This window comes from Bacillus sp. MSP13 (assembly GCF_000815295.1).
GTDB classification, from domain to species: Bacteria; Bacillota; Bacilli; order Bacillales; family Bacillaceae; genus Bacillus; species Bacillus vallismortis.
Genome location: NZ_JXAQ01000004.1, coordinates 334,112 through 360,145 on the forward strand (window position 1 = coordinate 334,112; position 26,034 = coordinate 360,145).

Below are 26,034 nucleotides of genomic sequence, written 5' to 3' on the forward strand. Positions count from 1 at the left end.
ATGAGTACAGTTTTTTTGTATATAAACCTTTATATTCTACCTCATGCCTATCGCGGCGCACAAGCTTCATCTTTTCATTTCGCTATCTCATCTATAAATCTCTGAAATGCACTCGTAATAAAAAAGTCATTTCTATATATAAATACAATCTCTAAGTCTTGATACGCTGCGGGCAGCTGATGAATCCATACATTCGTGCGTAGCTCGGACCAGTCGACTGCAGACCTCGGGAGCAGCGCCGTACCGAGCCCGGCGGATACTCCTCTTATAATGGCTTCCAATGTGCCAAACTCTATGATTTTTTGATTTTGAATGCCTGCTTCCTCCAGCAATCTTTTAACCCTAGCGCGATGAGAACAGCCGGCTCCAAAAAAGAGCATCGGCTGCCGAAGCACGTCTTCTGCTGTCCCCTCCTGTGATGAAATCAAAACCAATTCATCACGGGAAACAGGGATTTGTCTGATATCCGTGTGCTCAACCGGGCCGTATACAAAAGCGCCATCAACTTTATGATCTAGAACCTGTTGCATCAAATTGTGGGTATCAGCTGTATTGACTGATAAATCAACTTCAGGAAAACGCTTGAGGAAGGATGCCGCATGCTCGGGCAGGTGCGTTACCGCCGTTGTTTCCAACGAACCGATCCGCAAAGGTCCTTTTGGATGCAGGCCCATCTGTGCCGATTTTTCAGCTTCGTCTAACAGCGCTAATACTTGATCCGCATATTGCAAAAGATTTTCTCCAGCAGCGGTCAGCTTCATCCCCCGATTCGTTCGATGAAACAGCCTGATATTCAAATCTTCCTCAAGGTTATGTATTCTGGCTGTCACATTCGATTGAACATAATTCAGTTTCTGGGCTGCCTTCGTTATGCTTCCTTCGCGGGCAACAGCCCGAAAAATCTTTAAATCTCTGCTTTCCATAGGGAATTCACCTTCTCGCTATGATAAAAAGTGATATCGGCTATCATTTTTGTTCATTTTACTTGAAGAAAACCGCTATGTAAAATAGGTGAAGATATGAAAATACAATTCAATGAGGAGGCAGACAGCATGAAGGCTGTAATTCACAACGGGAAAGCCGGACTTCTGGGGGTATCGTTTCAAGACGTTCCATCAAAACAGCCCGGATACGGCGAGGTAAAGGTAAAATTAAAATCTGCAGGTCTAAACCATCGCGACCTGTTTCTTATGAAAAACAACTCTGAACAAGATCCTCATGTGACACTGGGGTCTGACGGCGCGGGTATCATTGAAGAGGTCGGTGAAGGCGTGAAAAACGTTGCAGTTCAAACTGAAGTGATTATTTTCCCGACACTGAACTGGGATTTCACAGAAAACGTACCGTCTGTTCCGGAGATTCTGGGAGGCCCTTCTGACGGAACACTTGCTGAATATGTGATCATTCCTTCACAAAACGCGATCAAAAAACCTTCTTATTTATCCTGGGAAGAAGCAGGCGTTTTACCTTTATCTGCTTTAACCGCTTATCGGGCCCTTTTCACAAAAGCCCAATTGAAAAAAGGCGAGCATCTATTGATACCCGGCATCGGCAGCGGTGTTGCAACCTATGCGCTCTTCATGGCTAAAGCGATCGGGGCGACAGTAAGCGTGACCTCCCGCAGTGAGAAGAAAAGAAACAAAGCGCTGCAATTAGGTGCTGATTGCGCATTTGACAGCTACAGTAATTGGGATGAACATTTGCATGGAGAAAAGGTTGATGTGGTTCTTGACAGTATAGGCCCCGCCCTCTTTTCGGAATATTTCAGCCATGTAAAACCGAACGGCCGTATTGTCAGCTTTGGGACAAGTTCAGGTGATGTTCTCAGTTTTCCGATGCGTTCTTTATTCTTTCCTCAGATCAATGTATTGGGGACCTCGATGGGAAGCTGTGAAGAATTTCACGATATGCTCGCTTTCATTGAAAAACATCAGCTGCGTCCTGTACTTGACAGCACATATCCTTTAGAAAAAGCATGTGAAGCATATACCAGAATGCAGGAAGGCAGACAGTTTGGGAATATCGGAATCGTAATGAAATAAAAAAGAAACCGGCTGTTCAAACAGACCGGTTTCTCTTATATAATAATCCCCTTTATTTACGGAAGAACTGAACTCCCCATCAAATATCGATCCACTTCACGCGCCACTTCACGGCCTTCATTAATCGCCCATACGATTAAGCTTTGGCCTCTTCTTGCATCCCCTGCGGCAAATACGCCATCGATATTTGTTTGATAATCCCCATATGCTGCACTGATTTTGTTTTTTACAGAATCAACACCGAACTGTTTCAACAGCGGCTGTTCTGTGCCTTCAAAGCCGATAGCGATGAAGACAAGCTGAGCAGGCCATACTTTTTCCGTTCCAGGCAGCTCGCGGAACTCGTATTTTCCGTGCTCATTTCTCACTTTTTCCATTTGAATGGTATGCAGCTCTTTTAACTTGCCATTTTTATCTGCAACCAATTTTTTCGTTTGAATCGAGTATTCCCTCGGATCTCTTCCGAATTTTGCTTCCGCTTCTTCATAAGCGTATTCAAGCGTAAAGACGTGCGGCTGTTCAGGCCACATATTGTCATTTGTGCGGGCTGGCGGAAGTTTCGGGTGTTTTCCGAATTGGTGTACGCTTTTGGCTTTTTGCCGCAGAGCAGTAGCAACACAGTCAGCGCCTGTGTCTCCGCCTCCGATTACGATGACATCTTTCCCTTTGGCATCAATGAATTGCTTGTCTTTAAAGTTAGAATCTAGATAGCTTTTTGTTGCAAGTGTCAGGTAGTCCATCGCATAATGGACTCCTTTTGAGTCGCGACCTTCAATTAATAGGTCCCGCTGTTTTTGAGCGCCAGTGCACAGAATCACAGCGTCAAATTGCTCCTTCAGCTCATCAGCTGTAATGTCAACGCCGATTTCTGTGTTCGTGACAAAATCAATTCCTTCTTGCGTCAGCAATTTAACCCGGCGTTCTACAATCCCCTTCTCCAGCTTCATGTTCGGAATGCCGTATGTTAAAAGACCTCCCGCTCTGTCTGAGCGTTCAAAAACAGTGACGGAATGCCCCGCTTGATTCAGCTGGTCAGCACTCGCCAGTCCGGCTGGGCCTGAACCAACAATCGCCACTTTTTTGCCTGTTCGTTTTTTAGGAATTCGAGGCTGAATCCAGCCGTTCTCAAATCCTTTGTCGATTATGGTCCGCTCGATGTTTTTAATTGATACGGCCGGGTCTGAAATGGCTAATGTGCATGATCCCTCACAAGGAGCGGGACATACCCGCCCTGTGAATTCAGGAAAGTTGTTTGTTTTTAGAAGGCGTTCTAATGCTTCTTTCCATCTGCCCCGGTAGACAAGATCATTCCATTCAGGAATTAAGTTGTAAATCGGACAGCCGGATGTAAATCCGTTAATGTCCGCACCGATCTGGCAAAACGGTGTACCGCAATCCATACACCGCGCCCCCTGCCGTTTCGATGCTTCTTCTGAAAAAGGAGCAGAATATTCTTTCCAATCCTTTAAGCGAGTGAGAGGGTCCCGCTCAGCAGGTTTTTCTCGTTTGATCTCCATAAATCCAGTTGGTTTCCCCATGTTCCTCTCCCCTTCCTTACTGCACTACCGCTTGTTTTTGTCCCGCTGTTGCTGTATTTTGCTTTGGTTTCGTGTTGGCTTCAAATGCGAACATCACAGCTTCTTCATCTGATAACCCTGCAGCTTTTTGCTCTTCGATGCTTGCGAGCATTTGTTTGTAGTTTTTCGGAATGACTTTGACGAATTTTTTCACACTGTCTTCCCATTGATCAAGCAGGTCTGTTGCTTTTTGGCTGTTTGTATACCCAGCATGTTTTTCAAGCATGGCTTTGACATGCTTGATTTCTTTTTCATCCTCTAGTGATTCAAATAAAATCATTTCAAGGTTGCATTTGCGTTTAAACGCTTTTACATCTTCAGCGAGAACATAAGCGATTCCGCCGGACATACCTGCCGCGAAGTTTTTGCCTACATCACCGAGTACGACAACACTGCCGCCAGTCATGTATTCACAGCCGTGGTCGCCGATACCTTCTACCACCACATTCACACCGCTGTTGCGAACGGCAAAGCGTTCACCCGCACGTCCGTTAATATATGCTTCACCGCTTGTCGCACCGTAGAACGCCACGTTACCGATAATGACGTTATCATCAGACGCGGAATGGAATCCTTCCGGTGACTTGACGATAATTTTTCCGCCAGAAAGCCCTTTTCCGACATAATCATTTGAGTCTCCGTCCAAATAAAGCGTCATGCCTTTAGGGACGAAAGCTCCAAAGCTTTGACCGGCTGATCCGGTAAACTGCAGCTTGATCGTATCCTCAGGAAGCCCTTCTTCTCCGTAGCGTTTTGAAATTTCACTGCCTGTTATCGTTCCGGCTACACGGTTTGTATTGTTAATGTCGATAGAAACATCTGCATTTTTTCCAGTCTCGATGGCTTCTTGTACGGCCGGGAGAATCGCTGTAATATCCAGTGATTGATCAATTTTATGATTTTGCGGCGATTGGAATGTCCGTATGCCTTCAGGCTGATAAAGCAGGGTAGACAAATCAAGCTGGCTTGCCTTCCAGTGCCCCTTCGCCCGTTCACTCACATTGAGTACGTCAGTGCGGCCGATCATTTCATCAAATGTCTTGAAACCTAACGCAGCCATATACTCACGAACTTCTTCAGCAATGAACAACATATAGTTCACAATATGGTCGGGATCTCCCATGAACTTTTTGCGAAGCTCTGGATTTTGTGTCGCTACCCCGACAGGACATGTATCCAAATGGCAGGCACGCATCATGATACAACCGAGTACGACTAACGGAGCCGTTGCGAAACCGAATTCCTCAGCTCCTAGCAAGGCAGCCATCACAACGTCACGGCCCGTCATGAGCTTTCCGTCTGTTTCTAATACAACACGGTCGCGGAGTCCGTTCAGCATTAATGTTTGGTGTGCTTCTGCGAGACCAAGCTCCCACGGAAGCCCTGTATGTTTAATACTGGTTTTCGGAGAGGCACCTGTACCTCCGTCGTAACCACTGATCACAATAACATCTGCAGTCGCTTTGGCAACACCAGCAGCAATTGTGCCTACGCCTGCTTTTGATACCAGCTTCACGCTGATTCTGGCGTCACGGTTGGCATTTTTCAAATCGTGGATCAGCTGGGCTAAATCCTCAATTGAATAAATGTCGTGATGCGGCGGCGGTGAGATTAATCCGACGCCAGGTGTTGATCCGCGAACATCAGCAACCCAAGGATATACCTTGTTGCCAGGAAGCTGCCCGCCCTCACCCGGCTTAGCGCCTTGCGCCATTTTAATTTGCAGCTCATCTGCATTGACAAGGTAATGGCTTTTGACACCGAAACGTCCGGATGCAATTTGTTTGATCGCGCTTCTTCTGTCATCGCCGTTTTCATCTGGAACAAAGCGTTTTGGATCTTCTCCGCCCTCACCGCTGTTGCTTTTTCCGCCAAGACGGTTCATTGCGATTGCTAAAGCTTCGTGTGCTTCCTTACTCAAGGATCCAAATGACATGGCACCCGTTTTAAAGCGTTTGACAATCGATTTAGCAGATTCAACTTCCTCTAATTTTAGAGGTTCGCGGTTTCCGTCAAATCCGAACAAGTTCCGTAAAAATCCGATACGTTCTTCATCTGCCGCTTTTGTATATTGTTTAAACAGATTGTAATCATTTCTGCGGCATGCCCATTGCAAGGTATGAATCGTTTTCGGGTTAAATGCGTGATGCTCTCCGCCGTTTCTCCATTGGAAGTCACTTCCCGGTTCAAGCGTTTCGCTGTAATCATCCTGATACGCTTCCCGGTGGCGGCGCTGTGCCTCTTCCGCAATTGTTTTCAAGTCGATGCCGCCGAGCTGTGATGCGGTTCCTGTGAAATAGCGGTCAATCACATCACGGCTAATGCCTACCGCCTCGAAAATTTGGGCGCCCCTGTAGCTTTGTACAGTTGAAATCCCCATCTTGGACATGACTTTGACGACACCTTCAGTAATGCTTTTTCCATATTTGCTGACCGCTTCTTCATAGCTGATATCCAAACGGCCTTCATCAATTTCCTGCTTGTAGGTCGCATAAGCGAGATAAGGGTTAATCGCATCCGCACCATAACCGATTAATGCTGCAAAGTGGTGCACTTCACGCGCTTCTCCTGATTCCACAATAATGCTGACTTTCGTACGCAGCCCCTTGCGGATTAAATGCTGATGCAGCGCGCTGACTGCCAGAAGCGGCGGAATGGGTGTCAGGCGTTCGTTCATTTTTTTGTCTGATAAAATTAACAGGCTAACACCTTGGCTGATGGCTTTCTCAGCCTGTGTGAACATGTCCTTTAATCCGCGTTCAAGATCCTCAGAAAACAGCACATCGATTTTTTGGCTTTTTAAATCCGGATGAACAATCGTTTTTAATGCGTAAAATTGTTCGTTTGATAAAACAGGTGTATACAGTTTAATCCGGCGAACGTTTCGCTCACTCGGGTGAAGAAGGTCGCCTTCTGCGCCGAGCCAAGTCATTGTAGAAGTTACAAGCTGCTCACGAATCGCGTCGATCGGCGGGTTCGTTACTTGTGCAAACAGCTGCTTAAAGTAGTTAAACAGTGATTGCGCGCGATCTGACAGGACCGCCAGCGGCGAGTCATTCCCCATTGAACCGAGAGGATCTTTGCCTTCTGTGATGACAGGAATTAAATATTTCTGGACATCTTCATATGTGTATCCGAATGCCTTCTGACGAGTCAGAAGGTCTGCAAACTGTTCTTCCTCTCTTGTTTCCGGGTCAGGATTCACTTGGACAAGCTCTTCTTCAAGCCACTTTTGGTACGGGTACTCAGTCGCAATTTCTGTTTTAACTTCTTCATCCGTGATAATACGGCCTTTTTCCAGATCGATTAAAAGCATTTTTCCTGGCTCAAGGCGGTTTTTATATAAAACGTTTTCCTGTTCAACTTCAATAACGCCTACTTCAGATGAGAAAATCATATAATCATCTTTGGTTACATAATAACGAGCCGGCCGAAGACCATTCCGGTCAAGAATTGCGCCGATTTGTTTACCGTCAGTAAATGAAATGGCTGTCGGTCCATCCCAAGGCTCCATTAGAGAACTATGATACTCATAAAACGCTCTTTTTTCCTTAGACATATGCGTATTTTCCGTCCACGGCTCAGGAATGAGCATCATGGCGGTATGCGCCGGTTTACGGCCAGCCATCACAAAAAACTCAAATGCGTTATCCAAAATGGAAGAGTCACTGCCGTCAGCATTCAAAATCGGCAGAATTTTGTTCAAGTCCTCCCCGAAGCTTTCAGATACAAATTGCTGCTCACGCGCGCTCATCCAGTTGATGTTTCCCCGAAGGGTGTTGATTTCACCGTTGTGAACCAAATAGCGGTTTGGATGCGCTCTTTCCCATGTAGGGAATGTGTTTGTGCTAAAGCGTGAATGAACAAGCGAAAAAGCTGATACAAACGCTTCATCTTGCAGGTCAGAGTAAAACGCATCAACTTGTTCAGGTGTTAAAAGCCCTTTGTAAACAATCGTCTGGCTTGAAAGACTGGCAAAATAAAAATCAAGACCTTCCGTTACTCCCCAGTTTTCAGCCTGCTTACGAATGACATACAATTTTCGTTCAAAAGACAAGTCATCCTTCAGATCAGAACTTGCGCCAATAAATACCTGACGGACAAACGGACAACTTTTTTGCGCTACTGTTCCGATTTTTCCGACATTTACAGGTACAGTTCTCCATCCAAGAACGGCTTGGCCTTCTTGTTCAATCAGTGCATTGATTTGCTTTTCGATTTTTTTTCTTTCTTCTTCCTTCTGTGAGAAAAAGACCATTCCTACCCCGTAACGCCCTTTTTCCGGCAGATTGATGTCTTTGCACGCTTTTTTAAAGAAAGCATCAGGGATTTGAACTAGTAAGCCGGCTCCGTCTCCTGTATCCGGATCACTGCCTTGGCCCCCTCTGTGGTCTAGCTGGCAAAGCATCTTAAGCCCTTGTTTGACGATGTCATGAGTCTGCTTGCCCTTTAAGTGCGCATATAGGCCGATTCCGCATGCATCATGTTCAAATTCAGGACGGTAGAGACCTTGAGCTTTTGGCATTTGATTGTACGTCATAATTCCTCTCCCCCGATCAATTTCCGATAATACCGGTCATAAAATCTAACACTCTATAATCATTGTAGGTTTTCAAAACGATATAAACAATATATAATTTAGATCAAAAGAATCTCAAAATGAGATAGATGGATGTGAGACAAACATGGAGCTGCGCCAACTGCGTTATTTTATGGAGGTAGCTGAAAGAGAACACGTTTCAGAAGCCGCGGATCATTTGCATGTCGCCCAATCAGCAATCAGCAGACAAATCGCAAACCTAGAAGAAGAATTAAATGTGACTTTATTTGAGCGCGAAGGGAGAAATATCAAACTCACACCGATCGGAAAAGAATTTTTGATTCATGTGAAAACAGCGATGAAAGCCATTGATTACGCAAAAGAACAAATTGATGAGTATCTTGACCCGCATCGCGGAACGGTCAAGATCGGTTTTCCCACCAGCCTTGCGAGCCAGCTGTTGCCGACTGTCATTTCAGCATTTAAAGAAGAATATCCGCACGTCGAATTTTTGCTGCGCCAAGGCTCCTATAAGTTTCTGATTGAGGCTGTCAGAACCCGCGATATTGATCTGGCCTTATTAGGACCGGTGCCGACAAATTTTCCAGACATAACAGGCAACATTTTATTCACAGAAAAAATTTACGCGCTAGTTCCATTAAATCATCCGCTTGCCAAACAAAAAACGGTCCATTTAATCGATTTGCGCAACGACCAATTTGTATTGTTCCCGGAAGGATTTGTGCTTAGAAAAATGGCAATCGATGCTTGCCAACAAGCCGGATTTGCTCCTCTCGTTTCTACGGAGGGTGAGGATTTGGACGCCATCAAAGGATTGGTTTCCGCAGGAATGGGCGTTACTCTTCTGCCGGAAAGCACTTTCGCTGAAACAACACCTCGTTTTACTGTGAAAATCCCAATTGAGTTTCCTCAAGTAAAACGGACGGTCGGAATCATTAAACCAAAAAACAGAGAACTTGCTCCGTCTGCGAATGATTTTTATGAGTTTGTCATTCAATTCTTCTCTAAACTAGAGCAGTATCAATAAAAAAGCAACCCGAGCTTCAATAGAGAAGCTTCGGGTTTTTTACTCTTGTATCTCGTTTTCATTAATAGACAGGCAAAGATAAATCCACATGGCAAACAAATGCTTCCTGATCAATGACTGCTTTGTTCATCAGCTCTTTTTTCTTGTCGGGTTCTTGAAGCTGTACAGAAGAATAATTGACGATTCCGAGGCCGATTTCTGCCCCTTGAGAATCCATCAGTCTGACAACTGATCCGTTTTTGAATTTGCCTTTAATCTTCTGTACACCATCCAGATATAAACTCGATTGCCCGTTCGTTATTTTTCGTGAATAATCATCTGATAAAATCATTTCACCTTCAGGGCCGGAATTAAAAGCAATCCACTGTTCCTTACGATTCAACGGAAGCGTTCCCTCTGCTTCAAAATAGGTGCCTTCTGCTTCTTCGTGAACGGCTTGATATAAAATATCATCGGCATCTGCCTGACCAAGAAACCCTTTGATGCCGGACGCCATCACGATTTTAAATGCATCAAGCTTAGATCGCATGCCCCCGGTACCGACATCGCTGCCTGTGTCACCTGCGCATGCTTCGATGTCGGGCGTAATTTCACTCACCCGCTTTATCCTTTTTGCTTCTGGATTTGTCCGCGGATTGCCATTATATAATCCGTCAATGTCTGATAAAATCACAAGCATATCTGCATCGATTAAACCGGCTACTTTTGCTGCGAGCGTATCATTGTCGCCAAATTTGAGCCGATTAACGGTAACTGTATCATTTTCATTTATAATCGGGATAATGCCGCGTTCAAGCAGTACATTCATTGTATTCCGGACATTGTTATATCGATATTCATCAGAAAAATCGCTTCTCGTAATTAAAATTTGGGATGCCACATAACCATGGGCCAAAAACAGCTTTGAATATGCTTCCATCAGCAAGCCCTGGCCGATTGAAGCCGATGCTTGTTTTTCGGGAAGTTTTTCGGGTCTTTGGATAAATCCGAGCTTTCGATATCCAGCTGCCACTGCCCCTGACGAAACCAAAATGACTTCATAGCCGGCGTCTTTGAGTTTGACGACCTGGTCGACCAATGCTTCTAATTTTCGAATGCTGATTTCTCCATGAAGACTTGTTAATGAGCTGCTCCCAATCTTCACAACGACTCTTTTCATGTTTGTATCAGGCGTCACTTTACCACTCCTGATAGCGGGGCCGCTGTTTTTTCGATATCGTCGCTGATTTCCTTAGAACGCTCAGCCGCATGCTTAATCGCTTGAGAAATCGCTTCTCCGCCGCCGCTCTTTTTTAAAGCTTGCAGCCCGGCAGCTGTTGTTCCGTTCGGTGAGGTGATATTGTCTCTTAATACCTCGGGCTGTTCTCCCGTTTCCATGAGCATTTTTGCGGCGCCAAAAAGCGTCTGTGCGCCAATTCTTCGTGATAACTGTTTGTCGAGGCCCGCTTCCTCGCCTGTTTTTTCAATGAATTCCATTAAATAATAAAAATACGCGGGGCCGCTGCCGGCAATTCCGGTGAATATGTCCATTTGATTTTCTTGTATTGTGTAGACTTCACCCATGCATCCGAGCAATACTTCAGCAAGCTTTTTCAGATCTTCTGAGACATGCTTGCCAAGCGCAACGGCCGTTGCAGAAGCGCCAATTGTACTGGATGTGTTCGGCATCACTCTGACAACCGGCTGTTGATTAAGCAATGATTGTTCAATAAATGAGGTAGATATGCCGGCAAGGACCGACAGTATTAATTGATGGGGTTGAATACGTGATTTAAGTGATGACAGAGCGCTTTCGGCGTCTTTTGGCTTCATTGCCAAAATGAGCACATCCATGTCTTCAATACATATGTCATTCGGTGCAGCACCTTTGATTCCATATTGAAGCTCAAGTTCAGCTAATCGCTCTGTATTGCTGCGGTTTGTAACGCAGATGTTCTGTTTCGGGATTTTGTTGGCACGAACGATACCTGATATCATTCCTTCCGCCATAGATCCTGCTCCTATAAAGGCTACTTTTTTTTGATCAAAGATCGGTAACATCTCCTTTGTTCGCTTTTTTGTTCGCATTTTCACACGTTTAAAATGTTACCACGTGAGGAAATGATGTCAAGTAAGAAGGTCATCATTGATTTGTATTGTTTCTTTTCGACAAATATGTATACTGTGAAGCAAAACACCCAATAGACACTGCCGCTCTGGGTGTTTGTTTGTATTAAAAATTATCTGACAGCGCTTTTTCAATCAATTTTTTACAGCGGTCAAGCTCAACCTTCAGCTGTTTTTTATATAATTTGGCAGCTTCGTAATCTTTAAATTGATAGAGGACGACTTCCTGAAGCTTAGCCCCTTCTTTTTTCACTTTGATTTGCTTTAATATCCCATCATCAAGAAGCTCATGCAAAGACCGGTATACTTCTGTATGATTTGGTTTAAAACCTATTTCTTTAAATTCAGATCGAAGCACTTCAAGCAGCTTTAAGCCGTATAGCCTTTCTTGCTCTGTCATAGTGATCATATAAAGTTTCAAAAACGCGCGTTGTTTTACTAAAAAGCCCGTTGAACTCCTTTTTTCCTCTTTCATCACTTGCACTCCCTTCTTCTGATACTGAAAACATGATGTACTAAATATTCAATTCCCTTCTTTTGTTTCCCTTCTTTCTATAAAAGATTGATATTGTTGGATTTTTGTATGTACTGTTTATAAGTGGAGTGGACTAACTAAGAATATATAATGAAAATTTAGTACATAGTTTGTTTAGTTCGATTATATTTAAATAAAAAAAGCCTGTCAAAAGACAAGCTTCTCGTTTTACGGATTAGTTGACCACAATCCCGCTGTTTTGATGAAGATTCGCGGATCTAATTTCAATTGTGCCACCATGTATTCAGCAAGATCCTCTGGCTGCATCACTTTTTCAGGATTACCGTCTGTTAAATTCAAATCAATTGACATATCACTAGCGACAGTGCTCGGTGTTAACGCGCTGACTCTGATATTATGCTTTCTCACTTCTTGCATAAGAGACTCTGTTAATCCGAGAACCGCAAATTTAGAAGCGCTGTAAGCACTAGTCACAGCTGCTCCTCTTTGGCCAGCTGTAGACGAAATATTAATGATGTCACCGGCTTTGCGTTCGATCATTTCCGGCAGCACCGCACGAGTGACATGATACACACCCATTAGGTTAACTTGAATAATATCTTCCCACTCATCAGCTGACAGATCTAAGAAACCGCCAAATTTGCTGATTCCAGCGTTATTAATGAGGATATCAATATCGCCAAGCTGTTCCTTCACTTGAGCTACAGCTTGATTAACCTGGTCGGCATCTTTTACATCTGCAGCGGCAAATGCAGCTTTTACGCCAAACGCTTTGACTTCTTCAGCCACTTTTTCAACATTTGCGGCAGTCCGGCCGATTAACCCGATATTCACGCCTTCTTTCGCAAGCGCAATTGCGGTAGCACGGCCGATTCCTCTGCCTCCGCCTGTGATGAGAGCGGTTTTATTTTGTAAATTTTGCAATTGAAGCACCCTTTCTATGTTTACATATGTACGATATCACATTATAAGTACAATAGATCCAATACGCAAATCAAACGAATGATGCAAATATCATTTCTTCTGATTAAAAATGAAGAAATAGGGTAATGACATAAGAAAAGGAGTGAACATATGGTTATTGTTTATATCAGCATCGCAGTATTGGCTCTCTCTATCATCTTTCTAGGGGTTAATGTGATTCAAAACAAGAAAAAAATAGATCCCGCTCTACAAGAGCTCACCTCTGTTACGCAGGCAATGCAAAAACAAGTCGAAGGATTAAAAAATGAGGCGCAGCTGCTGACACGAAAACAAAAGAGCATTCAGCAAGATGTCCAAATGAAAAAAGCTGCCTTTCAGCAGACGGCTGCAGAAGTGAAAGAAGTTCCTCAGGCAGTTAAAAAGGTGTGGCAAGCAGGGCCTTTTAATAGTAGATAAAGATGAATGATATCCCTTTGTTATGATCAAAATCGACAATGGGATATCATTTTTTAGGAGGCTTACACCTGATGTTAAACCGCAGGTGCTTAGAGGCGTTCACAGAGAAACTGCTTACTCTTCCCTCGTCACCTACAAAGTCAAAATTACTCGTTTCTCCATTTGTCTTCATCAAGAAAACGGGCTTGGCATCTACTATTCACCTCATAATGAATATATCAATCGGTCTGCCACAATGATAATTGCGGGATTCTCACCGGGTTTTTTTAGATGAAAACAGCGTACGAAACAGCTGCCGACAGCCTGCGGCGCGGCCGGTCTCTTGAGCAAATAGCGGTAGAAAGCAGCGGGTCCGGTTCAATGTGGCATAACCTGATCACCATGCTGGATTTATGCGGTCTCCCGCAGGCTTTAAGCATTCAAAGCGCCACACAGCTTTTTAGAGAATTGCGGCATATGCTTCATACCACTTCCATTATCAAATTTCCTGTATTCATTCAGCAAAAAAACTATACCGGATACAGGCCCGCCATTACTCTCTCCCCCATCCTTTGCACCTATGCCTTTAGGCATTTCCCCGCGGAGCTCAATAAATTGACAGCACCGGCCCTTCTTATTCCGTTTGGAAAAGCCGCCGAAGCAGTCTGTGAAACATTGCTCAGCCAGCATAGTCTCCGGAATGTTCATTGCCTGCGCGGCTTTCCTCACCCATCGGGTGCGAACGGCCATCGTTTGAAACAATTCATCACAAACAAAGAGCTACTCAAAAGTCAAATTCGTTCCTTTGCTTCCTCAGGTTTGAATGTACTATAGAAAAGAGGAAATAAAAGGGATATGATAAACAAAAGATGAACTTGGGAGTGGTAGAATGTTTCCTGTATTAGAGACGGATCGGCTTACCCTTAGGAAAATCACAGATCAAGATGCGAAAACCATTTTTGCTTGTTTTTCAAACCATGAGGTGACACGCTATTACGGACTTGAAAACATGGAATCTATCGAACAGGCTATTTCAATGGTTCAAACGTTTTCCGGCCTTTATCAAGAAAATCGCGGCATACGGTGGGGAATTGAGAGAAAAGACACCAAAGAATTGATCGGAACAATCGGATTTCACGCTTTGGCCCAAAAGCACAGGCGTGCAGAAATCGGTTATGAAATCATCCCGGCCCATTGGCGAAACGGATTCGCATCAGAAGCCATTTCAGCGGTTGTATCCTACGGGGTTGCCACCCTTAGACTGACACGGATTGGCGCAGTTGTATTTACCGAAAATGAAGCCTCAAACCGCCTGCTTGTAAAAATGGGATTTCAAAAAGAAGGCGTCTTACGACAGTACATGTATCAAGATGGAATCCCTTATGATACAAATGTATATTCTATGGTAACATCAAAAGAATGACCGAACGGCATTTTTTCGATGTTAATGTTAGATCCATGGCCTGCACCAATTATGACATCTTGATTCCAGATCACTTCCTTCATGATTTTCATCTCTTTCGCTCATATAAAAATAAAGAACTATGAAACAAGTAAAAAGATGCACAGCTCACTATGCTCTCAGCGTGTCGGCAAATCCTCGCATTTGTTGCGGAGTGAAACGGCGGCCATTCTTAGGCATTCTTCCTAACGCCGCCGTCATACATCCTCTGAAAGTGTGCTCCAATGCTCGCCTTACCAAAAATTCGGGGGGTTTTCAATCACGCTGGAAAGATGACAAAATAAGATGGATCATCACTAATCTTATATTTAATTTCTTTATTCATATACCCCTTTATTAGTCCTGCTTCTAGTGATAAAACCACCAAGGAAACAAAACACAGCCGACCACATCAAAATATAGACAATCTGCGTCTTGTATCCCCACATTGAATCCCCCATTTCTACCCCGTGAATAAAAGTCATATACGCTTTTTGCGGCAGTATCGAACAAAGGGTATTCAATAACGAATGATGTGGAGCAAAAGAAATAAAGCAGCCTGACAATACACATGTGACCACACTGATACCGCTAGACACCAAACTGATATTTCGATCCATCACAGAAGCCATAAAGATAGCGAATCCTGTTGCAAGTACTGTAAGTACACCAAGTAACCCAGCAAGAATATCCAAACGGAACCCAATGTCAGCATGAAAGAATACATTTGTAATCACGATGGCCAAGTATGTGGGTATGTATAGACATAAGCATGTAAAGATAAACTGAACAAGCAAATATTTTCCCACATGTACGGGAGATACTAAAATCCTTCTGAAAGTTTTGAGCATCCGGTCTTCTGGATATAACGAAGCTAATGCCACACCTTGCATCAATACAAGCATTACGATAAATCCTAATATATTTGTTCCGGTTCCCCTTTCAGTCCTTACTTCATCCTCGCTCCGATAGCTGCCTGGCATTTTTCCAGTCTCAAAAAACTGCTGAATCATTTTTTGATCGGCTTTACTTTTCAACGTGGTTACTTTGTATTCACGTTGATTTTTTTCAACGATGGCCGCATATTTCCCTAACACCAGATCAGAAAACTCCGGCTTTTGATGCACCGCCGCCACTCTAAATGCAGAATCACTCGGCATATGTTGCACGTCGTCCCGTTCTGTTACAAAAGCGATTGTTTCTTTGAAAACCGGTTTACCGGAAAACATAATCGCAACGCCAATCATCAGCGGAATGATGATCACTGCAAGAATGATAATCGCTTTTTTGGTAAGGATTCGATCCCACCTGTTTTGAAATAAACTCAGCATACATATCCCTCCGGCTTACAGACAACATGCGAAACGGCAATACAAATGATTGAAGCCAATAATAGTCCTGTCATAACAGGCAGCAGCATACTGACATCTTGATCATAAATGAGGCGAAAGGAACATTCTGTTACCCATTTAACTGGAGAAAGAAGCGATATGTGATTGACGGTATCTCCAAATCTGTGAATCCCGAAAAATACGCCGCCAAAGAAAACAAAAAAAGCTATCGGAATTTGCATGATCCCGTTCGCCTGTTCTTCATTTTTGAACAAACAGCAAAACATTGTGCCAAAACAGCAGCCAAAAAATAAAAATACATACAGTAAGAGCATGACATAGGGAAGATTCTGTCCTCCAACATTTAAATGAAAAACCGTTTGAGCAAGCAACACATTCACACTGTACATGATGATACTGAATATCCAGGTTGATAGTATTTTAGAAAGATAAATACTGCTTGTCGAAACCGGCGCATACACAATGCGAATATTTGCTTTCTTCACCTTTTCCTCCATAAACGTATTAGAGGCCGTCATCGCGATTAGGGCCGCAGCAAAAATCATCATATTCACTGCGTAATAATCGAACGAACTGACACCGCCCGCCCCAAAGCTGTTTTTCGTCACAAAGCCCATGACCAGAATGAGAACGAAAGGAAAGGCCGTATTGGCGATTACAAGAACCGGATTCCTTACAATATTCATAAAATCAAATGTTATCAATTTTAACAAATTCATTTTGCTCTCCTAATCTCTTAATTTTCTTCCAGTCAGCTCTAAAAATACTGTTTCTAACGACGCCTCTTGTTTGTTCATGCTTTGGATACTGCAGCCTTGGGCGCTCAATTCTGCTATAATGTCACTCAGATGATCATGATTTTGCTGAACGGTCACTTTTAGTTGATGATCAGAGAAACTAACTTCTGTCACTCCTTTAATGTCCCTAATTGAGTTTTGATTTAATGGCTGAACACGCGTCAGCTGAAAAGCATAAGTCATTTCTTTATTCACTTTTCTGTATAGCTCCTCTATTGTTCCATCGGCAATGATTTTCCCTTCATTCATGATGATTATCCGATCTGAAATAGCCTCGATCTCTTCCATGTAATGTGTCGAGTAAATAATGCTCGCACCTCTTGTTTTCAGCTCTTTTATTGATTCTAAAATATGATGCCGGGATTGCGGATCAATTCCTACGGTAGGCTCATCCATGATAATCAGTTTCGGCTGATGGGCAATGGCGCATGCAATGTTTAATCTTCTTTTCATCCCGCCAGAAAACGTCTTAGGCTTGTCATCTTTCCTGTCATAAAGCTGTACGAGCTCCAAAGCCTCTTTTACCCGGGTTTTCAGTTCTTCTCCTTTAAGCGAATAAAGACTCGCAAAAAAACGAACATTTTTCTCAGCGGAAATTTCCTCATAAATCGCGATATCTTGAGGCACAATCCCGATGCCTTTCTTCATTTCCTTCGACCCTTTTTTCACATTATGACCCAATATCGTAATGTTTCCGGAGCTGGCCGACAACACCCCGGATAACATATGAATGGTAGTGCTTTTTCCTGCACCATTTGGACCTAGCAAGCCAAGAACTTCCCCTTCTCTCACTTCAAACGAAATGCCATCTACTGCCGTTTTGTTTCCGTACCGTTTATTCAAATCTTGTACTGCCGCCACGTTGTTCATATGTGTCTCCTTTTTACATTCTCCGTCTTGCGAATTCCTGTAATAAATGTGTTTTCAAATGATCTTGATTTTGTTCAGCGTCAAAATCAGTAGCGTCTTCTTCAAAACCATCCTGTTCTACTCCATCAAAACTGTATAGCTTCTTCAATAAAACCCACAATGTTTCCAGCTCTTCAGTAGAAAATCCTTTAAATAGATCTGCCATAAAGTACACCGCTTTTTCACCGCATTCCTCCATGACACGTTTTCCTGAATCGGTAATCTTCACATTCAGCGCTCGCTTGTCGCGTTTACTAGGTACAGTGGTGACATAACCTCTTTTTTCAATGCCGCTGATAAGGCTGTTGATGTTTTGTTTTGAAGTGCCTAATTTTTTTGCAATGTTGTTGAATGTCGTTTCCTCTTCCGGTAAATGCATGATGGCAACCATCGTCATAAATTGTCTTGACGTTAAGCTCTCATAATAATCATCTCCGCGTGATTGGATTTTGTTTAAAACAGAAAAAAGTGTAGCGTATGACTGCTGCATCAAAAATAAATCCTTCAGTTCTTTCTCGTAATCCATACTATCCCCTCCTAAAAATGACAATATATTGTCCTTTAATATCGTAACATCCATTAGTATATTGTCAATATGTTGTCTAATATTTTAGTAAAGTTTTACATCTTTCGGCCAATCATACAATACGAACATACCCAGATCAGTTCCACTATTTCGGAGAGCATCACTTAACAATGTCGAAAAGCGCCCCTGTAACAGGGCGCTTTCTGATTAAGATGCATATTGAGGAGAGGTTTCCTCCTGTACTGCTTTTTCCTCAGGTATATGAATGCATTTCGTCATGACCGCACTCGCTAGATATAGGACGGCAAAGATCCAGACAACGCCTTGCGCACCGACAAGACCGATAAACAGCCAAGCGAGTGCAGGACCGACAAATGCTGATAAACCTGCCGCCAAATTCAATACAGACATGGCTGCTCCTTTGTCTTTTCCAGCCGCCGTCGGCACAATGGCGCCGATCGGCACATAGCCTGCCAGCAAACCTCCCCAAATAAAGCCGATCACGCTGACAACCGCTACACTTCCGCCGGAGAAAACAGGTGCATAATATAAGAGGACGGTGAAAATGCCGCAGCCGACTCCGCCGAACCACATAACGGTATTTTTCCAGCCGAATTTATCACCGACAATCCCAAAGATGAGGTTAAACACAATGTTCCCCAGAAAAATCGTTCCCCAAATTTGCAGCCACACATTGGTTGAAATTCCGTGTTGCGCCATGTGCATCGGCAAAAAGACTGGGAATCCATATGTACCAATGCTGTTGATGATTCTGATGATTCCGCCTGTCAGCACCCGCGGGTTCGTAAAGAGAATGGTGACTCCTTTTAGAAGCTCCTCGGCTGTTTCTGATCTTTTTCTTTTCTTCTTTTCAAAACGGTCTTTATTGATGAATAGTGCGAAGAATGCGCCGAGGCATACCCAGAAAATAGAGCTCCACAGCGTATTCAAATAACCGAACGCTTTGATCGCGTAGCTTGAGTACCAAGCGCCGAACACAAACATGCCCAGGCAGTATGCAATCCAAAACCAGCCGACAGCGGTGCTTAGTTTGCGCTGCGGTGTTCTGTAAATGACCCATGTCAAGAAAGAATAAGCAAAAAGCGGGTAGCCTAACCCTTTCACGAAGTAAGTCGCATACATCACCGGAAGATTCAGCTGTTCAAACCCAAACACGATGAAAGCAGCTGTACCGATCACATAAAACAACAATCCCATAAACATCGTCCGTTTTGCGCCAAACGCTTCGAGACATACACCCGAAAACCAGGATGCTATCGCCAGCGCAATTCCGTAAATGCTAAAAATAGAAGCGGATTGCTGAACCGTAAGCCCGTTTTCGATCAAAAAAGGACTGAGCCAGCCTTGTTCAAGCCCGTCTCCCATCATAAACAAAACAACCCCTAAAAACCCCCAACCAAGCCGCTTCGGTATTCCAATTTTATCTAACATATCTGTCTCCTCCTTAGATGCACATATCAATTACCGTATTACCTTGTTAAAGCTAGTAATGAGAACATTCCTTAAAACAGCAGCTTATGCTGCCTTATATCAGCACTTCTCTTTCTGAACCTGAAAAAAACGCTGTGTTTGCTTCCATTCCTCATATAAAGCAAATTCAGTCTGACAGTCCTGCGGTTCGATCACTCGGATATTTGCTGTCATCTCTTCCGTTAACCGAAAGGCTTCATTGCAAATAACTGCGGCGCCAACGACAGATGCCTGATGATAACCCTCTTGAACATAGATTTTTTTTTGAAGAAGGTCCGCGATATATTGAGTGAGCGCCCTGCTTTGGAATCCTCCTCCGCACACCCATACATAGTCACGTTCAAACGGTGTAACCTCTGTTAAAATGTCAAAGTTCCATTTGATCGAAAATGCGATCTCTTGCAGCGCCGCACGCACAAAATGCGCTCTCTCTAAATGTGCTGCAAGCGGGGCATCAAAAAGAAAACCGCCTTTCGTTAACGCATTTTTTTCCGCCGATAAGTAAGAACCGAGAGCCGCCACGCATGCATTGTCTTCTTTAGCAAGTGCAGAAATCTCTTCCTCCATCACTTCGTACGGTTCATTCGGATAAAAAATCTGTTTTAATTTTTGATAGTTCAGACCGGTAATGCCCGGATTTGTTTCCACAAGCCAATGTCCTTGATCTGTATGGCAATTCAGCCAGGCTTTATGTTTTGTGTCGCCATGCTTAGCCGTAATTTTAGTTATTGGCGTTGTTGTCCCTGATACGATGACAATGTCCTCAAGCGCAGCGCCGGTGCTTTTCACAGCCAGCTGTGTATCCCCTCCTCCTGATATCACCTTTGCTTGTATGGAAAGGCCTAATTCGGACGCATACTCATGCGTTAGCGTTCCAATCACTGTTCCCGCTCTTACAAGTGGAGGAAGGATGGATGAAGAAAAGCCGAATATGCCGCACATTTCTTCTGACCAAGTATTCTGCTTCACGTCAAACAACAAGGTTTCGGTTGCCTGTGATGGTTCATATGTCAATATACCGCTCAGCTTGTACGTCACCCAATCACTGATGCTTGTAAAGCTCACGGTTTTTTCCCATAAAGAGGGCTGCCGCTGTTTTAAACCATACAGCTTGAGCGCAGAAAAAAGTGCAGTCGGCAAACGGCCCGTACGGCTGTATATCTCTTCCCGATTGGGTATACTCTCCTCCCACTCACGGCCGCGGTTATCAATGTTCGGCAGCCCGAGAAAAGAGTCGCCGTTTTGATCGATCAGCACAATCCCCTGTCTTTGACTCGTCGATGTCAAACCAATGATGTCAATCTTACTTGAACGAGAGAGCGCACGTTTTGCCAGTTTTATTACTTGCTCCCACAGCACCTGAGGGGAAAAATAACGGCTGTCCGGGTAAAGCGTCTCGGTGGAATAGACAATGTCCTCCCGTTCAACCGTTTGGACTCGACCCGATACACTCACGACAGCTACCCTCGCATTGCCTGTGCCGATATCGAAAACGAGATAGCCTTTTTGTTTTGTCATTCCGTTAGCCTCCTTTCTTTTCCCTCTGTTTTTAGTACATCTTTGTTATATAGTGTTGGAAGATGAAGAGTTTTTTCAGCCTGCCACTTTTTGAGGGCATCATTCAGGATCGTCACGTGATGATCCTCCACTTCAAAAGTTGCTCCAGCGAGATGCGGTGTTGCCAGAACATTAGGCAACGAAATGAATTCGTAATCCGATTCCTCTGGAGGTTCATGATAAAAAACGTCCAAAATCGCTCCTCTGATGTTATGTTCTTTTAATGCAGATAAAAGATCCTCACGGTTTACCACAACTGCTCTTGACGTATTGATGAAAATCGCACTCTCTTTCATCAGATCAAAATACGTCTGATCAATAAGTCCCAGTGTTTCCTCGGTACGAGGCAGATGGACTGAAACGATATCACTGTCTGAAAACACCGTTTTAAGAGATACGTTTTCATAGTGAGGATGATCGTCTTGCACGTATGGATCGTAATACTTGATTTTACAATCAAACGCGGTCAGCAGTTTTGCAATCCTTTGCCCAACCGCACCGAACCCAACCATGCCGACCGTTTTCCCCGTTAATTCATTCCCTTTGAATTTGACATAGGCCTGCAAGTAATCGCTGTCCCATTTTCCATCCTTCAGCCATTGATTAGAGGCGCTGGTATGACGGAGAAAGGAAATCACATTGCCGATAAACATTTCAGCAACAGCTTGTGCATTCCGCCCGGGTGTATAGAAAACGGGTATGCCCCTTTTTGACGCTGCGGCCACGTCCACATTGGAGGGCATGCCTCTGCATACGCCCACAAATGAAAGTTCTGGAACAGATGCAAATACGCTATCTGATACGTGATCAAGCTCAGTAATCAATCCTATCGCATGTGTATCTTTTAGTAGCTGAATGAGTTCATCTTCCCGGTATGCCCGGCCTTGTTCCTTCCAGGACTGATAAGCAACCGAGCCGAACAAGTTTTCAAGCTCTTTTCGTCCTTCTTTGTTGTACGGTGCTGTAACCAAAACCGTCATGGTGCAAAACATCCTTTTCATCATATTTTTTCACATAAAAAAATCTCTTTCCGAAGATGGAAAGAGATTCATGTATAAGCGCATGCCCTGTTTAGAGACAGACGCAGGTATAAACCTTGCTTTCCTATCTTTCAAGCTGACGCTTGCTGGAATTGGCACAATAATGTTGCCGAGGTTTCATAGGGCCAGTCCCTCCACCTCTCTGGATAGAAAATGTTGAGTATGTAATTTTCAGAATAAAGAATACGTTTATCATAAAGAAGTCTCAGATTGTTGTCAATCTCTTTTTTTCAGAATTGACGTTATCATCGGAAGTGTTATAATTCTTACAAAATATTTAACTAGAGAGAGGTACTGGGCCATGAAATCATTTGCCACACAACAAAACGGCATTTTTAAATCGGTTTGCTCGCTGGACTGCCCGGATCAGTGCGGATTGCTAATACATAAAAAAGATGGAAAAATAGTGAAAGTGCAAGGTGATCCTGACCATCCTGTCACAGCAGGAAACATATGCAACAAAGTCCGAAACATGACGGAGCGCATCTATGATGAAAAGCGGCTGACGACACCGCTCAAAAGGACTGGCGCGAAAGGCAAAGCGATATTTGAACCGATCTCTTGGGAAGAGGCGATCGATACCATCACCGCACGTTGGAAACAGCTGATTGATGAAGATGGTGCTGAAAGCATACTTCCATACAGTTTTTATGGAAATATGGGGAAATTAACAGCTGAAGGAATGGACCGCCGCTTCTTTTATCGTCTGGGCTCAAGCCAGCTTGAACGGACAATTTGCAGCAAAGCGGGATCTGAGGGCTACAAATATACAATGGGCATTAGCGCGGGAACCGATCCTGAGGAAACCATTCATACAAAACTATTTCTATTTTGGGGAATTAATGCGGTCAGCACAAATATGCACCAAATTACAATCGCTCAAAAAGCGCGAAAACAAGGTGCCAAAATTGTCGTCATTGATGTGCATAAAAACCAGACAGGGCGTCTCGCAGATTGGTTTATTCCCATAAAACCCGGAACCGACAGCGCACTTGCCCTTGGCATCATGCACATTTTATTTAAAGAGAATCTTCATGATGAAGCCTTTCTGTCTGAATACACAGTCGGCTATGAAGAGCTCCGTGAACACGTGAAACAGTATGATCCGGAAAAGGTATCGCGGATCACCGGTGTCAGCATCGACGATATATACCAGCTGGCAAGAATGTACGGCGACACCTCCCCTTCTTTTATCAGAATCGGAAACGGGCTCCAGCACCATGATAACGGCGGGATGATCGTACGGACGATTGCCTGTCTTCCAGCCATCACCGGCCAATGGCGGCGCAAAGGGGGCGGCGCAATTAAGCATAACAGCGGAATTTTAGCATATAACACGAATGCCTTGCAGCGGCCTGACTTACTAAATGGGCGCACACCAAGATCATTTAATATGAATCAGCTCGGCAAAGTGCTTTTGGAAACAGATCCGCCGATCCGTTCCCTTTTTATTTACGGGACGAACCCGGCCGTTGTCGCGCCAGAAGCGACCAAAGTCAGAAAGGGCTTGCTGCGGGAAGACCTGTTTACTGTTGTTCATGATTTGTTTTTAACAGAAACAGCTGCATATGCAGATATTGTACTGCCTGCTACATCCGCTTTTGAAAATACTGATTTTTATACCTCCTACTGGCACCATTATATTCAGCTTCAACAACCGGTGATTGAGAGATATGGAGAAAGCAAGTCTAACACCGAGGTGTTCCGATTACTGGCTGAAGCAATGGGCTTCACAGACCAGGAGCTCAAAGATTCTGATGAAGAATTAATCCGTCAGGCGCTTGACCATCCAGATAACCCGCATTTGGCGGAGATTGATTATGACTCACTAAGTACGCATTCCTTTATGAAAGCGAAACGCGAAAAACCGCTGTTTCCGGGTAAACTCCCGACTCCAAGCGGAAAAATAGAATTGTATTCACAAAAAATGAAGCAAGACGGTTTCCCTGCTCTACCGGCACATACGCCTCTTGCAAACGATGACGACCTTCCGTTTATGTATGTTCCGGGGCCAAATCATAATTTCTTAAACTCAACATTTTCCAACAATCCGAAACACATCAAGCTTGAAAAAACGCCAAAACTCTTTATCAACACAATAGATGCTGAAGAATACGGAATCGTTGATGGAGACGCTGTACGAATTTGGAACAGCCGGGGAGAATGCGAGCTGGCCGCTGCAGTCGGAGAACAAGTGCTGCCGGGTGTTGTTGTCAGTCAAGGATTATGGGCCGATGAACCAGGAAAAAAACAGCTTGTAAACGCGCTCACTCCAGACCGCTTATCCGATATGGGCGGCGGCGCTACCTTTTTTTCAGGCCGGGTGCAGATCGAAAAAGCGTAAAAAAAACTGCCAGAGCACATTCTGGCGGTTTTTTGGTTAGAAAATGAAACTTGAAGCAGGCCAATCTCGTATAACCTAACATCGAAAAAATGGAGGCATGCACATGGACGTTTTTTTAGGAATCGGTATTGCTTTGGCTGGATATTTTATCGGTGAAGGCGTAAAACAAATGAATCATCCAAAAGCATATGAAAAAAGTGATACCTTGTTAATAAAAGAACGAGATATTCACTATTACATCGGATATTTTTTAGGAATAACGACAGCAGAGGCAAAACAATTAGCCGGGGAGATGAAAGACCTGCCTTACGTTGAAATAAACGGAAAAAGGTTTGTGCAAAAACATCTGTTAAAAGAATGGACATTCACATTAGTTGAGAAACATCAGGGTGAATAAAGCGACGTCCGAGAAGGGCGTATTCATTAGTGACGCTCTTCTTAGCGACTTTTCATTTAAGTAAATTTGTAAAAACACATGGTGTTGCCGCAACACCAAACGTTGTATTCCGCTTTCGGATTTTTCGTAATATTCCAAAATGTATCTTGAGTTCCATTGTCTGTTTGCGTTTTGAAACACCAATTCATTTTTTATGGCTTTCCTTATTAAAGCATATCCCCTCTTCAGTTCCCTCCCTTTATGATAAGCTAAATCGCTCTCATCTAAACATACAGATCAAAATCTCAGCTCTATACAGCCTCTTCAAATCCGCAATGTACGAACGAAAGGTTCCAAAAATGTCGGTTTTCCTTATCAATTAATACGATCGGATTGCCCAATCAACAAAATAAAGCGAATGAATCCCTGCCTAACAGACAGAATAAGAAGAGTTGATATTCAACACTTTTCGTAAAGGGGTGACACCAATTGAGTAAAAAAGGAATTCAAAATTCAAGTATTGAGCAAATAAGAAATGACCATGAGACTGAAACAGCCTTCAAAGCAGATAACCCTAAAAAACATGGTTCTGATCCTAAAAGAACGAAATGAGTTTTGCCTTATTCCCATATCTGACACAGTAAATTTCAATAGTCTGGAGTGAGTAAAAGTGACTCAAAAAAACGGAGCAGACAGACCGGATGACTACAAAAGATTTTCTTCAATTGACAAGGAATACGATTTTCAGCAGTCTTTAAATGAAAATGGTCAAGCGGAACATACAAAGGCTGAAAATCAAACTCATAAGAAAGAAAACATAACTGACAACACGGATGTCGCTGGCAGATATTTCGAACCTTCTGATTATAAAGGAACGACGCAATTGGAAAAAGGATTGGCTGAAACTCATGAACAAGTCAGCGATGACTATTTTGAAGGGACTATTGATCAGAATTTAGACTAGTCATTCAAACGGAGCTAGCTTAAAAGAAGCAAGTTAGTTCCGTTTTTTTTAAAAACAACCACTGCAAAG

At 43.6% G+C, this 26,034-nt stretch carries 20 protein-coding genes, 3 pseudogenes and 1 riboswitch; of the genes and pseudogenes, 9 read left to right on the top strand and 14 right to left on the bottom strand.

Annotated features, from left to right (window positions below; all coding sequences use genetic code 11):
- Positions 1-66: 66 nt before the first annotated feature.
- A pseudogene (locus SC79_RS04940) lies at positions 67-923 on the bottom strand (LysR family transcriptional regulator).
- A 129-nt stretch (positions 924-1,052) separates the two neighbouring features.
- Here SC79_RS04940 and SC79_RS04945 point away from each other — a divergent pair.
- Positions 1,053-2,042, top strand: coding sequence for a zinc-binding dehydrogenase (locus SC79_RS04945; protein WP_039074112.1), 990 nt, complete (start codon positions 1,053-1,055; stop codon positions 2,040-2,042).
- 56 nt (positions 2,043-2,098) lie between these two features.
- Here SC79_RS04945 and gltD read toward each other — a convergent pair whose 3' ends face one another.
- Both gltD and gltB read right to left on the bottom strand, forming a co-directional pair.
- Entirely contained in the window at positions 2,099-3,580 is a 1,482-nt protein-coding gene (gltD, locus tag SC79_RS04950; protein ID WP_039074113.1) for a glutamate synthase small subunit, read from the bottom strand.
- Positions 3,581-3,596: 16 nt separating this feature from the next.
- On the bottom strand, positions 3,597-8,159 hold the full coding sequence (gltB, locus tag SC79_RS04955) for a glutamate synthase large subunit (protein ID WP_039074114.1): 4,563 nt from the start codon (positions 8,157-8,159) through the stop codon (positions 3,597-3,599).
- Between the two features lie 145 nt (positions 8,160-8,304).
- Between gltB and gltC the strand changes: the two genes are divergently transcribed.
- Positions 8,305-9,207 carry a glutamate biosynthesis transcriptional regulator GltC gene (gene gltC / locus SC79_RS04960; RefSeq protein ID WP_039074115.1) on the top strand — a complete coding sequence of 301 codons (903 nt, stop codon included), beginning with the start codon at positions 8,305-8,307 and terminating at the stop codon, positions 9,205-9,207.
- Between the two features lie 61 nt (positions 9,208-9,268).
- Here the strand turns inward: gltC and proB are convergent, their stop codons facing one another.
- The 4 genes from proB to SC79_RS04980 all read right to left on the bottom strand — a co-directional run bounded on the left by proB (position 9,269) and on the right by SC79_RS04980 (position 12,733).
- Positions 9,269-10,384: a glutamate 5-kinase gene (gene proB / locus SC79_RS04965; RefSeq protein WP_039074116.1), complete on the bottom strand. Its 1,116-nt coding sequence runs from the start codon at positions 10,382-10,384 to the stop codon at positions 9,269-9,271.
- The gene (proC, locus tag SC79_RS04970) at positions 10,381-11,274 is read right to left on the bottom strand and encodes a pyrroline-5-carboxylate reductase (protein WP_082022564.1); all 894 of its coding nucleotides are present in this window, start codon (positions 11,272-11,274) and stop codon (positions 10,381-10,383) included. Before proC ends, proB begins: the two co-directional genes overlap by 4 nt.
- A gap of 145 nt (positions 11,275-11,419) precedes the next feature.
- Positions 11,420-11,788 (bottom strand): replication termination protein, encoded by a 369-nt coding sequence (gene rtp, locus SC79_RS04975; RefSeq protein ID WP_003220337.1) that lies wholly within the window; start codon positions 11,786-11,788, stop codon positions 11,420-11,422.
- A 228-nt stretch (positions 11,789-12,016) separates the two neighbouring features.
- Entirely contained in the window at positions 12,017-12,733 is a 717-nt protein-coding gene (locus SC79_RS04980; protein WP_039074118.1) for a 3-ketoacyl-ACP reductase, read from the bottom strand.
- Between the two features lie 150 nt (positions 12,734-12,883).
- Here SC79_RS04980 and SC79_RS04985 point away from each other — a divergent pair, with 150 nt between their 5' ends.
- The 3 genes and pseudogenes from SC79_RS04985 to SC79_RS04995 all read left to right on the top strand — a co-directional run bounded on the left by SC79_RS04985 (position 12,884) and on the right by SC79_RS04995 (position 14,591).
- Complete coding sequence (locus tag SC79_RS04985; protein WP_039074119.1) at positions 12,884-13,189, top strand: DUF948 domain-containing protein; 306 nt, start codon at positions 12,884-12,886, stop codon at positions 13,187-13,189.
- Between the two features lie 68 nt (positions 13,190-13,257).
- A pseudogene (locus SC79_RS04990) lies at positions 13,258-14,016 on the top strand (hypothetical protein).
- A gap of 41 nt (positions 14,017-14,057) precedes the next feature.
- Positions 14,058-14,591, top strand: a complete 534-nt coding sequence (locus SC79_RS04995) for a GNAT family N-acetyltransferase (RefSeq protein WP_039074120.1) — start codon at positions 14,058-14,060, stop codon at positions 14,589-14,591.
- A gap of 356 nt (positions 14,592-14,947) precedes the next feature.
- Here SC79_RS04995 and SC79_RS05000 read toward each other — a convergent pair whose 3' ends face one another.
- From SC79_RS05000 to SC79_RS05030, 7 genes and pseudogenes are all read right to left on the bottom strand, one after another.
- Entirely contained in the window at positions 14,948-15,940 is a 993-nt protein-coding gene (locus tag SC79_RS05000) for an ABC transporter permease (protein ID WP_052245569.1), read from the bottom strand.
- Complete coding sequence (locus tag SC79_RS05005) at positions 15,934-16,680, bottom strand: ABC transporter permease (RefSeq protein ID WP_039074122.1); 747 nt, start codon at positions 16,678-16,680, stop codon at positions 15,934-15,936. The genes SC79_RS05000 and SC79_RS05005 overlap by 7 nt, the downstream gene beginning before the upstream one ends.
- Positions 16,681-16,689: 9 nt before the next feature.
- The gene (locus tag SC79_RS05010; protein WP_039074123.1) at positions 16,690-17,628 is read right to left on the bottom strand and encodes an ABC transporter ATP-binding protein; all 939 of its coding nucleotides are present in this window, start codon (positions 17,626-17,628) and stop codon (positions 16,690-16,692) included.
- Between the two features lie 13 nt (positions 17,629-17,641).
- Positions 17,642-18,193: a MarR family winged helix-turn-helix transcriptional regulator gene (locus SC79_RS05015; RefSeq protein ID WP_039074124.1), complete on the bottom strand. Its 552-nt coding sequence runs from the start codon at positions 18,191-18,193 to the stop codon at positions 17,642-17,644.
- 207 nt (positions 18,194-18,400) lie between these two features.
- Positions 18,401-19,645, bottom strand: a complete 1,245-nt coding sequence (locus SC79_RS05020; RefSeq protein WP_039074125.1) for an MFS transporter — start codon at positions 19,643-19,645, stop codon at positions 18,401-18,403.
- Between the two features lie 94 nt (positions 19,646-19,739).
- Positions 19,740-21,202: pseudogene (locus SC79_RS05025) on the bottom strand (FGGY-family carbohydrate kinase).
- Complete coding sequence (locus SC79_RS05030; RefSeq protein ID WP_082022549.1) at positions 21,199-22,245, bottom strand: 2-hydroxyacid dehydrogenase; 1,047 nt, start codon at positions 22,243-22,245, stop codon at positions 21,199-21,201. The pseudogene SC79_RS05025 and the gene SC79_RS05030 overlap by 4 nt, the downstream one beginning before the upstream one ends.
- Before the next feature lie 97 nt (positions 22,246-22,342).
- Positions 22,343-22,434, bottom strand: a riboswitch (SAM riboswitch).
- A 148-nt stretch (positions 22,435-22,582) separates the two neighbouring features.
- Between SC79_RS05030 and SC79_RS05035 the strand changes: the two genes are divergently transcribed.
- The 4 genes from SC79_RS05035 (at position 22,583) to SC79_RS05050 (ending at position 25,965) form a co-directional block, all read left to right on the top strand.
- Positions 22,583-24,625 (top strand): molybdopterin oxidoreductase family protein, encoded by a 2,043-nt coding sequence (locus SC79_RS05035; protein ID WP_039074128.1) that lies wholly within the window; start codon positions 22,583-22,585, stop codon positions 24,623-24,625.
- 103 nt (positions 24,626-24,728) lie between these two features.
- Positions 24,729-25,022, top strand: coding sequence for a hypothetical protein (locus SC79_RS05040; RefSeq protein WP_039074129.1), 294 nt, complete (start codon positions 24,729-24,731; stop codon positions 25,020-25,022).
- A 468-nt stretch (positions 25,023-25,490) separates the two neighbouring features.
- Complete coding sequence (locus tag SC79_RS05045; protein ID WP_039074130.1) at positions 25,491-25,613, top strand: hypothetical protein; 123 nt, start codon at positions 25,491-25,493, stop codon at positions 25,611-25,613.
- Between the two features lie 58 nt (positions 25,614-25,671).
- Positions 25,672-25,965, top strand: a complete 294-nt coding sequence (locus SC79_RS05050; protein WP_039074131.1) for a YozQ family protein — start codon at positions 25,672-25,674, stop codon at positions 25,963-25,965.
- Positions 25,966-26,034: the final 69 nt, after the last annotated feature.

Excerpts from the sequence above, each read along its gene's own strand:
- SC79_RS05005 (WP_039074122.1), bottom strand. The coding sequence starts at position 16,680 with ATGAATTTGTTAAAATTGATAACATTTGATTTTATGAATATTGTAAGG.
- SC79_RS05030 (WP_082022549.1), bottom strand. The coding sequence starts at position 22,245 with ATGATGAAAAGGATGTTTTGCACCATGACGGTTTTGGTTACAGCACCG.
- SC79_RS05000 (WP_052245569.1), bottom strand. The coding sequence starts at position 15,940 with ATGCTGAGTTTATTTCAAAACAGGTGGGATCGAATCCTTACCAAAAAA.
- gltC (WP_039074115.1), top strand. The coding sequence starts at position 8,305 with ATGGAGCTGCGCCAACTGCGTTATTTTATGGAGGTAGCTGAAAGAGAA.
- SC79_RS04985 (WP_039074119.1), top strand. The coding sequence starts at position 12,884 with ATGGTTATTGTTTATATCAGCATCGCAGTATTGGCTCTCTCTATCATC.
- proC (WP_082022564.1), bottom strand. The coding sequence starts at position 11,274 with ATGCGAACAAAAAAGCGAACAAAGGAGATGTTACCGATCTTTGATCAA.
- SC79_RS04995 (WP_039074120.1), top strand. The coding sequence starts at position 14,058 with ATGTTTCCTGTATTAGAGACGGATCGGCTTACCCTTAGGAAAATCACA.
- SC79_RS04945 (WP_039074112.1), top strand. The coding sequence starts at position 1,053 with ATGAAGGCTGTAATTCACAACGGGAAAGCCGGACTTCTGGGGGTATCG.
- SC79_RS05035 (WP_039074128.1), top strand. The coding sequence starts at position 22,583 with ATGAAATCATTTGCCACACAACAAAACGGCATTTTTAAATCGGTTTGC.
- SC79_RS05010 (WP_039074123.1), bottom strand. The coding sequence starts at position 17,628 with ATGAACAACGTGGCGGCAGTACAAGATTTGAATAAACGGTACGGAAAC.
- SC79_RS05040 (WP_039074129.1), top strand. The coding sequence starts at position 24,729 with ATGGACGTTTTTTTAGGAATCGGTATTGCTTTGGCTGGATATTTTATC.
- gltB (WP_039074114.1), bottom strand. The coding sequence starts at position 8,159 with ATGACGTACAATCAAATGCCAAAAGCTCAAGGTCTCTACCGTCCTGAA.
- SC79_RS05020 (WP_039074125.1), bottom strand. The coding sequence starts at position 19,645 with ATGTTAGATAAAATTGGAATACCGAAGCGGCTTGGTTGGGGGTTTTTA.
- gltD (WP_039074113.1), bottom strand. The coding sequence starts at position 3,580 with ATGGGGAAACCAACTGGATTTATGGAGATCAAACGAGAAAAACCTGCT.
- SC79_RS05015 (WP_039074124.1), bottom strand. The coding sequence starts at position 18,193 with ATGGATTACGAGAAAGAACTGAAGGATTTATTTTTGATGCAGCAGTCA.
- rtp (WP_003220337.1), bottom strand. The coding sequence starts at position 11,788 with ATGAAAGAGGAAAAAAGGAGTTCAACGGGCTTTTTAGTAAAACAACGC.